8 protein-coding genes are annotated in these 10,000 nt (G+C 64.5%); 5 read left to right on the forward strand and 3 right to left on the reverse strand.

Annotated features, from left to right (window positions below; genetic code table 11):
* Positions 1-19 precede the first annotated feature (19 nt).
* From LDL37_RS11240 to LDL37_RS11255, 4 genes are all read left to right on the forward strand, one after another.
* Entirely contained in the window at positions 20-2,608 is a 2,589-nt protein-coding gene (locus tag LDL37_RS11240; RefSeq protein ID WP_290798163.1) for a family 20 glycosylhydrolase, read from the forward strand.
* A 52-nt stretch (positions 2,609-2,660) separates the two neighbouring features.
* A complete protein-coding gene (locus LDL37_RS11245) occupies positions 2,661-3,488 on the forward strand; it encodes a glycoside hydrolase family 16 protein (RefSeq protein WP_290798166.1) in 828 nt (275 codons plus the stop codon).
* A 44-nt stretch (positions 3,489-3,532) separates the two neighbouring features.
* Positions 3,533-3,856 (forward strand): hypothetical protein, encoded by a 324-nt coding sequence (locus LDL37_RS11250; RefSeq protein WP_290798169.1) that lies wholly within the window; start codon positions 3,533-3,535, stop codon positions 3,854-3,856.
* Positions 3,857-4,039: 183 nt separating this feature from the next.
* Positions 4,040-5,986, forward strand: a complete 1,947-nt coding sequence (locus tag LDL37_RS11255; RefSeq protein WP_290798172.1) for a TonB-dependent receptor — start codon at positions 4,040-4,042, stop codon at positions 5,984-5,986.
* Positions 5,987-6,004: 18 nt separating this feature from the next.
* On the opposite strand, the gene LDL37_RS11260 is transcribed toward LDL37_RS11255, so the two are convergent.
* From LDL37_RS11260 to LDL37_RS11270, 3 genes are all read right to left on the reverse strand, one after another.
* Positions 6,005-6,775, reverse strand: a complete 771-nt coding sequence (locus tag LDL37_RS11260) for a ThuA domain-containing protein (protein ID WP_290798175.1) — start codon at positions 6,773-6,775, stop codon at positions 6,005-6,007.
* Between the two features lie 167 nt (positions 6,776-6,942).
* Positions 6,943-7,653, reverse strand: a complete 711-nt coding sequence (locus LDL37_RS11265; RefSeq protein ID WP_290798178.1) for a hypothetical protein — start codon at positions 7,651-7,653, stop codon at positions 6,943-6,945.
* A gap of 60 nt (positions 7,654-7,713) precedes the next feature.
* On the reverse strand, positions 7,714-8,733 hold the full coding sequence (locus LDL37_RS11270) for a LacI family DNA-binding transcriptional regulator (protein ID WP_290798180.1): 1,020 nt from the start codon (positions 8,731-8,733) through the stop codon (positions 7,714-7,716).
* 184 nt (positions 8,734-8,917) lie between these two features.
* On the opposite strand from LDL37_RS11270, the gene LDL37_RS11275 reads away from it, so the two are divergent.
* On the forward strand, positions 8,918-10,000 hold a 1,083-nt coding region (locus LDL37_RS11275), incomplete at its 3' end, for a glycoside-pentoside-hexuronide (GPH):cation symporter (protein ID WP_290798182.1).

Below are 10,000 nucleotides of genomic sequence, written 5' to 3' on the forward strand. Positions count from 1 at the left end.
GTCAAACAGGGAGCCCCGCATGACCGTCGCCCATTCCGTCAGCCTGAGCACACTGGCCCTTATCCTGTCCCTGACCGCCGGTTGCGCCGCCCTGCCGCAAACGCCGGTGTCGGTGCCCGCTGCGCCAACCGCCGCGCCTGCGCCGGTACTGGATCAGGCCACACTGGACCGTCTGGGGAACCAGCTCGGCTATCGGTGGGAGATCGTCGATAACCGTCAGACCTGTGACAAGGCGGCCTGTTTCCTGTCGGCCCTGACCCTCACCCTGCCCGAAGGGAGCGACCTGCCCGGCGGCTGGACCCTCTATTTCTCGTATGTCGGGGCGTTTGTGCGCTCCGAAAGCGACACATTCGACCTGAAACAGGTCAATGGCGACCTCTATGCCCTGACACCCAAGGCCGGCGCCGCGCTGAAAGGCGGCGCCTCGCATACGGTTCGTGTCTGGGGGCAGGGGCATTTCTATGCGCGCGGTTTCATGATGCCCAATGCCTATGTGGCGGCGCCGGGCCTCATCCCCCGCACCCTTGTGGCTTCGAAGGCGGTGATCGACCCTGAAAGCGGGCTGGAGACCCTGCCCTTTGTCTCCGCGATGACCGATGAGGCGAAGCTGGGCACCCAGACCCCCGGCGACAAGACGCAGTGGCTGACCCCTGAACGCGCCTATGAACGCAATGCGGCGCGCAACGTGGCCCTGACCCGTCCGGCCGTGGTGATCCTGCCCACCCCGGCCAGGGTGACCCTGCAAAAGGGCGCGCCGCTCGATCTCAGCAAGGGGTTTGACCTGCGCCTGAAGGGCCTGAGCCGCGACGCCATTACCGCCGCCGTAGAGGCCCTGAAACAGGCGGGGGCCGGTGAGGGGCGGGGGCCGGTGCTCAGCGTCACCATCGACCCGAAACTGAGCCCCGAAGCCTATCGCCTGACGGTGGGCAAAAGCGTTAGCATCCGCGCCGGATCAACGACCGGGGCCAACCACGCCCTGCGCTCTCTGGCCCAGCAAACGGCCTTTGATGGCGCTCAGGTGCGGCGTATGATCATCGAAGACGCGCCGCGCCTGCCCTTCCGCGGCCTGCATATCGACGTGGCGCGCAACTTCCATTCCAAAGCCTTTGTGCTCGAGACGCTGGAGCAGATGGCGGCCTATAAGCTCAACCGCCTGCACCTGCATCTGGGTGACGACGAGGGCTGGCGGCTGGAAATCGACGGCCTGCCCGAACTGACGCAGGTGGGGGCCTATCGCTGCCACGACCCGGCCGAAGAGACCTGCCTGCTGCCGCAACTGGGGGCCGGGCCGGAGCGCGATACGCCGGTCAATGGCTACTTCTCAAAGGCCGACTATATCGACATCCTGAAGGCGGCGCAGGCGCGCGGTATCGAGGTCATCCCGTCCTTCGACATGCCGGGCCATAGCCGCGCGGCGATCAAATCCATGGAGGTCCGCTATCGCCGCCTGATGGCCGCCGGTGATGCGGCGGGGGCGGCGCAATATCGGCTGGTCGAACCGGAAGACACCACGGCCTATCGCTCAATCCAGCACTATAACGACAATACGCTCAATGTCTGCCTGCCCGCCACCTACGCCTTTATCGACAAGGTGATCGACGAGACGATGAAGCTGCATCAGGCCGCCGGTGTGCCGCTGAAACGCTACCATATCGGGGCGGATGAGACGGCGGGGGCATGGACGCAATCGCCCGCCTGTCAGGCCTTTATGGCGCAGAACGGTCTGAAGGCGCCGCAGCTCACCCCCTATTTCATCGAGCGCGTCTCGGCCTATCTGGCGCAAAAGGGCATCGAGACGGCGGGCTGGAGCGACGGCATGGGCCATACGGACGCCGCGCGAATGCCGAAGGTAGTCCAGTCGAACATCTGGAGTTCCACCCTCGGCACGGCGGCCACCGAAGCGCACGATCAGGCCAATCGCGGCTGGGAAGTTGTGCTGTCCGTGCCCGATGTCACCTATTTTGACATGCCGCCCGCGCCGGACCCGGATGAGACGGCCTATGACTGGGCGTCGCGCGATACGGACAACTACAAGATTTTCAGCTTCCAGCCGGAAAACCTGCCGGCCAATGCCTCCTTGCTGACCGATATCCGCGGGCAGGGGACGACGGTGGCCGATAAGACGCCCTATGCGCCGGGGCGCGGCCTGACCGGCCTGCAGGGGCAGTTGTGGTCCGAGGTGGTGCGCACGGACGACGAGGCCGAATACCGCCTCTTCCCGCGTCTTCTGCCGCTGGCCGAACGGGCCTGGCACCGGGCGGGCTGGGAAGCGCCGTACAAGGCAGGGGAAAGCTACACCTATGGCGACGGTAAGGTCGATCCCAAGGCCGTGCTGGGCGACTGGCAAGGTTTCCGTGACCGGCTGGGCGTGCATCTGCGGCTTCTCGATCAGGCGGGCATCGCCTATCGTCTGGCCCCGCCGGGGGCGAAGATCGAGAGCGGGCAGTTATTCGCCAATGCCGAAATTGCCGCTACCCCCATCGAATACCGCCTCGCAGGCGGCGAATGGACGCCCTATACGGGGCCGGTGGCAGTGAGCGGCCCGGTCGAACTGCGCGTCACCTCCCCCGATGGCCGCCGCAAGAGCCGTATGGTAAGGGTAGAATGATCTTAAACCTCCCGGCCTTCGGCGGGAGGGCGTTAAAAACAAAGGAAACGTCATGCTGAAATCCCTGATCCTGTCGGCGGTGACGCTGACGGGCCTGTCGGTGGCCGCTGAAACGCGGGCGGCCGATGCCACCTCACCCGTTCCGGCGGGCTATGCGCTGGACTGGGCCGAGGAGTTCAATACGCCCGGCCTGCCCGATGCCAGGACTTGGGTCTATGACACGCAGGCCAACCGCACCGGCTGGTACAATAACGAAAAGCAGTATTACGCCGCCGAACGGCTGGAAAATTCCGAGGTGAAGGACGGCACGCTGCGCCTCACCGCGCGCAAGGAGCGGCTGAGCGACCGCGCCGATTACGGCGGGCAGGACTACAGCTCGGCGCGCCTGATCACGCGCGGTAAGGTCAGCTTCCTGTATGGTTTTTACGAAATCCGCGCCAGAATGCCGTGCGGTCAGGGCTCATGGCCGGCGATCTGGATGCTCGGCACCGATGCGGGGTGGCCGGACGGCGGCGAAATCGACATTATGGAGCATGTGGGCAAGACGCCGGGCCGGACCTTTGGCACGGTGCATAACCGCTATACGATCGACAGCGTGGGCGGTTCCGGCAACGGCAATGGCATCGACGTGCCCGATGCCTGCACCGCCTTCCATAAGTATCAGCTTCTGTGGACACCGCAAAAGCTCGACTTCTTCGTCGATGGTCAGCGTTTCCATACCTATGTCAAAACCGACAAGCCGGGGGCGTGGCCCTTCGACAAGCCGCAGTTTTTGCTGCTTAATCTGGCCATCGGCGGCAATATGGCCGGTGAGGTGGACGACGGCATCTTCCCGCGCACCTTTGAGGTCGATTACGTGCGGGTGTGGAAAAAGCGCTAAAACCCTTGCTTGCGGTGGCGGTGCCCGGCCCCTATAAACAGCCTATGCGCTCTGGTCTCCTCAAAGTGATGGTGATTGTGGCGGGACTGCTGGCCATGCTGTCGGGCCTGCACGCGCCCGAAGCCGCCGGTCCGTGGGCGCATCACGAAGACACCCATCTGCACCTGCACGTCCGGTCGTCGGAAGCGCCCTGCTGCGCTGACAAAGGGGCCGCATCTCTGAAGCTTTGCGGTCAGCATTGCGCCGCCATCGCCACCGCCAGCTTCCTGTTCATGCACTTGCCGAGTGTAAAGGCGCTGGATTTCCAGTCGCGTCACCGCCACAGCGTTGGCCTGAGCTACCGCCCGCTGGCCCCGCCGCCGCGCTGAAACCCTGAAAAATGAACCGACGCGGAGCGCTTAGACGCGCCACGCCCTTGCTTGCTCATTTTTACGGGTTTTCCCATGTTTTACCCATACGGGGCCTTGCCCCTTCTGGAGCGGGATGATTTTAGATCGAAACGTCATCCCGCTCTAAATTTTTGTTTGGTCGCGCAATTTTTCCGAAAAGTGGTGCCCACTTTATCGGATTGCGCTCTGGCGGCCTCTGCCGCCGCGACCCTGCTTGCCTGCGTAACGTCCGCACAGGCACAAACCCTCCCCCCTCAGCCGGAAGACGCCATCGAAGAGGTGGTGGTTCAGGCCACGCGCGCCGGTCGCCGGCTTCAGGACGAGCCGATCCGTGTTGACGTCATCGGCCGCGAAGAGATCGACGAAAAGAGCCTGATGACCCCCGGCAATATCTCGACCCTCGTCAATGAGACGCCGGGCATCCGCGTGCAGGTGACCGCGCCGTCGCTGGGGGCGGCCAATATCCGCATTCAGGGCATGGCCGGGCGCTACACTTTGCTGCTCACCGACGGCTTACCGCTCTATGGCGGGCAGTCGCTCGGTCTGTTGCAGATTCCGCCGACCGATCTGGGGCAGGTGGAAGTGATCAAGGGCTCAGTCTCGGCGCTTTATGGCGCGTCGGCGCTGGGCGGGGTGATCAATCTCGTCTCGCGCCGCCCCAGCCCTGAGCCGGAAAGCGAAGTCCTGCTAAACCTGACCCACCGTGGCGGGCAGGACGTCACGGCCTATAGCTCCGCCCCGGCGACGCAGAGCCTCAGCTATTCGCTCACCGGCGGCTATCACCGTCAGACCCGCAAGGATCTCGATGGCGATGGCTGGATCGACATGGCGGGCTTTGAGCGCTGGACGCTGCGCCCGCGCCTGTTCTGGTACGGGGACAACGGGGCGAAGGCACTGCTCACGCTGGGCATCATGCGCGAACAGCGCGAGGGCGGCACGCTCAGCGGGCGCACCGTCCCGGACGGCACGGCCTTTCCCGAAACGCAGGCCTCGCGCCGCGTCGATGCCGGGGTTACGGCGCAGTTTCCGCTGGAAGGGCTGGGTACGCTCAGCCTGCGCGCCTCGTCCATGACCCAGCGTCACGAGCACCGCTTCGGTGAGGTCATTGACCGCGACTCGCACCTGACCGGCTTTGCCGAGGCGGCGCTGAAGGGCGAGACGGGGCCGACCGCCTGGGTGGGCGGGGTGGCCTTTCAGTCCGACCACTATCATTCCAAGGGGTTCAGCGCCTTCAACTATCACTTCAGCGTCCCCGGCCTGTTCGGGCAGGTGGAGCAGACGATGGGTGAGCGCCTGACGCTGGCGGCCAGTGCGCGCCTGGATGACCACAGCCGCTACGGCACGCAGTTCAGTCCGCGCCTGTCTCTGCTCTATCGTCCCGGCCACTGGACCGTGCGGGCCTCAGTGGGGCGCGGGTTTCATGCGCCCACGCCCTTTGTCGAGGCCATCGAGGCCACGGGCTTTGGCCGGCTGGAGCCGCTGGGCGACCTGCGGCCCGAGGTGGCGCGCACGGCCTCGCTCGACCTGACCTATGCCAAAGGACCGATCGAGGCCAATATGACCCTGTTCGGCGCGGACATAGACGATGCGGTGCAGCTACGCCAAACGGGCCCGGCCTCGGTCAGGCTGGTCAATGCGGCGGGCGTGACGCGCACGCGCGGTTCGGAATGGCGTCTGCGTTATCGTCATGAGGCGCTGACCCTGACCGGTTCCTACGTCTATGTCGATGCCACCGAGCCCGATCCGTCGGGGATTGGCCGCCGCGCTCAGCCCACGACGCCGAAACACACCGGCGGCTTTGTCGCCATGTGGGAGGAACACGATATCGGGCGCATCGGCTTTGAAGCCTATTATACCGGGCATCAGACGCTGGACGACAATCCGTACCGGAGCGAGAGCAAACCCTACTGGGAGCTGGGCCTGCTGGGCGAACGCGTGGTGGGGAAGGTGCGCCTGTTCCTCAATGCCGAAAACCTGCTCAATGTGCGCCAGACGCGGCACGATCCGCTGGTCCGGCGGCAAAGGGCGGCCGATGGACGCTGGACGGTCGAGGCCTGGGCCCCGACCGACGGGTTCGTGCTCAATGGCGGGGTGCGGATGCGCTTCTGATGCGGTTACCGGGCGTGGTCAGCGCGTCTGACCACGCCCGGTAACAGTCCAGTAGAGACCTCCCATAAGGTGCGTCAGATAGGTCGGGTCGCGGTACATTTCGACCGTATGGCCCAGCGTCGTGACAAAGACCCGGCTCTTTTGCGGACGGTGGTACCAGGCGATCGGATGATCCTTGCCCATCGGCTCGGAGACCTGACCGGGCCAGATCTTGCGCGGGTCATAGCTGGTCTCATCCACGTTCAGCACGGGGTGGATCGGCACCTGATACGGGTTGGTCGTGGTGTAGAATTCGTCGCTCCAGATCCAGCGCTCCGGCAGGCCGAAGGTGGCAGGAAAGCCCCTGTCCACGACCGTCACCACGCCCGTTTGCAGCATGGGGTGCACCCCGACCGTGCGCCCGACCAGCTTTTCGTACCACGCCCAGCTTCCCACCGGCAGGGCGATGGCGGCGCGGTGCACGATCACCGCATTGCCGCCGCCGGTCATATAGGCCTCAAAGCCTGCGCGCTGGGCCGGAGTGAGGTCTTCCACCGGCGTATTGAGCAGCACAATGGCGGCGTAGGCGCTGAGGTCCTGCTCCAGCACCGAGGCCGCGTGCGTCCAGTTCAGATCAAAGGCATGGAGCTTCGACAGGCGCTCAAAGCTGTCGCGCGCCACGGGGATATATTCGTAATGGTACTTGCTGGGCATGGCCAGAACCAGCACCCGGTACTGACTGTCGGCGCGGCTGAGGGCGGGCGTCAGCAGGGACGCAGTGGCGGCGAGCAGAAAGGTCCGGCGTTGCATCAAGCCTCCCGTGGCGACAACGTTGTCGGGTTAGGCTACAGCGCATTCGGAAAAGTGTGCAACGGTTTTCGGACTCAAATGCGCGACAAAAGAAATAGATCCAGATTTCGATTCAACCTGAACAAAATTCGCTCCAGCCGCACGGGACGCGTTCGTCAAGGGAGGGGTTAGTCGGAATAGTTGGTGGTCTTGGTACAGACGCGGCGGGACGGCCGATAGCCGCCCCAGATGGGGTCGCCCATTGCGCCTTCATAACGCACGCTGTCGCAGTCTTCGTCACGGTCGCGGTCCTTATTGCGATCGCTGAAGTCAAGCGAGATCGACAGGGATTTCGACGTGCCGCCGCGCGCATAGCCATAGCCCCGACCATAGCCGTATCCGTAGGGGTCGTAAGCCGACGCTCCATAGCGACCATAGCCCGGCCCGTAGCCATAGCCGTAAGGATCGGCATAGAGATAGCCGTTCTTGCCGTGATCGGTCTGGCTGTAGGCCAGGCCCAGCGTACCGGTTTCGCCCACCGGGATCAGGGTCGCCACATAGGCGCTCTTATAGCCGCCGGTGCCTATGGAGACACCCGCTTCGCCGTGAATCTGGCGCTTTTGCGGGCGTGCGTCCGCATCGTCGCGGCCCCAGGAGGTCGGCTGACGGCGGTCGGGGGTGCGCGTCCCGTCCAGCGTCGACAGCACCTGCGCCTGCGTGGCCTTGGCCGTGTCTTCGGCGGTCACGGGCGTGACGCTGGCGGCGGGGGCCGCGGCATCAAGGGCCACCTTGGGGCGGTTGGTGGCCACGATCTCATCGTCCGCTGCGCACACCGCCACAGGCGTGACGACCAGCGTAGCGAGGATCAGACCGGAAAGGGCGAGGGGGTTCAGGGGCATGAGGGGGACTGTGAGACGGCTATGCAGCCAAATTAAGGCCGGTGTGTAACGCGGTGGTTTTTACCCCTCACGCGGCGCGGCGGCGGACCCGCGACGGACGATGAAATAGTCGAGTTGTTGCACTGCCGGAACCTCGCGGCCATTGATGCGCTCCAGAAGCAGGCGCGTCGCCTCTTCGGCCAGCCCCTTCATCGGCTGATGCACGGTCGAAAGCGGCGGCCACACGCTGCTGGTGCCCGGCGCATCGTCGAAACCGACGATGGAGACGTCTTCAGGCACCGACAGTTTCAGCTTGGCCGCCGCCGCCATGGCCCCGAAGGCGATATAGTCGGCGGCAGCGAAGAGGGCGGTCGGGCGGTCGGCCTGAGACAGCAGGGCTTCGGCCTCATCAAAGCCGTTATTGACGCGCACATCGCCGCGTACCACCCAGTCGGGCCGCGCCGCCAGCCCGGCCTCGGACAGGGCGCGCAGATAGCCGGCCTTGCGGTCGGCGTTCGAGCCGCGCCCGCGCAGGTTTTCGATAAAGGCGATGCGTGTGTGACCCAGTTCGATCAGCCAGCGCGTCAGCTCATAGCCCGCCGCCACATCGTCCATAAACACATAGGGGCTGCGCTCGAAATGCTGAACCGGAGAGATGCGCACCACGGGCACGCCCAGCTCGTCGAACAGGTCGATCATGGCCGCATCATCGCACACCGGCGGGGCCAGCAGCACGCCGTCAAAGCGCGAGGTCGCCAGTTGCGCCTTCATCTGCGCGCGCGGCAGGTGGCGCAGTTCCGCCACCCCTTCGATAATCAGATGATAGCCGGCCTGATGGCAGGCATCGAGGGCGCCGATCTGAAGCTCATGCTGGTAATAGTGGGTGACGGGGCGCTCAAAAATCAGCCCGATCATATAGCTGCGCGACCCCGACAGGGCGCGGGCGGCGGGATTGGGCTTGAACCCTGTCTCGGCGATCAGCGCCTCGATCTCGGCACGCTTTTCCGGCCGCACGCCCGGCTGCTTGTTCAGCACCCGCGACACGGTCTTGATGGAAACGCCCGACAGACGGGCCAGATCGACGATGGTGATACGGGACACGGGCAATCGGAAAAAATGCGATAAAACAGGCTTAGCGGTGATGGATGTCCCTGTCTATAGGCGCGACTATGTGACCTTTATGTCGCGCTACATGACAACGTTGACGTATCGACGCTTGCGCAGGGGGTAACACTGCCCTACAGATAGGCCAGACCGCGAAAACGCGGCACCACAGGGGAACGAAATGGCCGCAACTGACCGTCTATCCTTGCGCGAAAAGATCGCTTATGGCGCAGGCGACCTGGGCTTTAACTTCTACTGGACGACCATTTCGGCCTTCGGGCTGATCTTCTTCACCGACGTCTTCGGCCTCGATCCGCTGGCGGCGGGGACCATGCTGCTGATTAGCCGCGTGCTCGATGCCTTTGCCGATCCCATCATGGGGGCCGTGGCCGACCGCACGCGCAGCCGCTGGGGCCGCTTTCGTCCGTGGATTTTCGGAGCCGCCGCGCCGATGGCGGTGCTGGGGGTGCTGTGCTTCTTCACCCCGCCCTTCGATCATGACGGCAAGCTGGTCTATGCCTATCTGACCTATAATCTGCTGATGATCGTCTATTCGATCGCCAACATCCCCTACAGCGCCCTGTCCGGCGTGATGAGCGCCGACGGGCAGGACCGCACCACGCTCAATTCGTTCCGCTTTGTCGGCGGCTTTCTGGGCGGCACCATCGTCACCTACGCCACGCCGCTGCTGGTCAAAAGTTTTGGCGGAGCCAATCCGGCGCAGGGCTGGCCGATCGTTATGGCCATCTATGGCGTGGCGGTCGTGGCCATCATGGCGCTGGTCGTCCTCAATACGCGCGAACGCATCAGCCCGCCGCCGCAGCAGGCCTCCAGCCCCTGGCGCGATATCCGCGACCTGTTCGGTAACAAGCCGTGGCTGGTGCTGTTTGCGCTGGCTCTGGTCATCATGGTGACCATCACCCTGCGCATGGCCACTTCAGCCTACTATATGCGCTATGTGGTGGGGCGTGAGGACCTGATCGGGCCGTTCCTGACCTCTTACGGCGTGGCGCTGGCCGCCGGTGCGCTCCTGACGCCCATGATGACGAAATGGATCGACAAACCGCGCCTGATGATGATCCTGATGGGCGCCGTCGCTGTCCTGTCGGCCAGCTTCTTCGTCATCCCGCCGGATCAGATCGGGCTGATGTTTGCGGTGCAGGTGCTGATCGGCCTGTGTCTGGGGCCGAAATCGCCGCTGGCCTACGCCATGTATGCCGACGCGGCGGACTATACGGAATACCGCTTCGGGCGGCGCGCCACG

It is taken from the genome of Asticcacaulis sp. (genome assembly GCF_020217185.1).
Taxonomy (GTDB): domain Bacteria; phylum Pseudomonadota; class Alphaproteobacteria; order Caulobacterales; family Caulobacteraceae; genus Asticcacaulis.

What these genes read in the sequence shown, in the direction of transcription:
- LDL37_RS11240 (WP_290798163.1), top strand. Translation starts at nt 20, where the DNA reads ATGACCGTCGCCCATTCCGTCAGCCTGAGCACACTGGCCCTTATCCTG.
- LDL37_RS11245 (WP_290798166.1), top strand. Translation starts at nt 2,661, where the DNA reads ATGCTGAAATCCCTGATCCTGTCGGCGGTGACGCTGACGGGCCTGTCG.
- LDL37_RS11250 (WP_290798169.1), top strand. Translation starts at nt 3,533, where the DNA reads ATGCGCTCTGGTCTCCTCAAAGTGATGGTGATTGTGGCGGGACTGCTG.
- LDL37_RS11260 (WP_290798175.1), bottom strand. Translation starts at nt 6,775, where the DNA reads ATGCAACGCCGGACCTTTCTGCTCGCCGCCACTGCGTCCCTGCTGACG.
- LDL37_RS11265 (WP_290798178.1), bottom strand. Translation starts at nt 7,653, where the DNA reads ATGCCCCTGAACCCCCTCGCCCTTTCCGGTCTGATCCTCGCTACGCTG.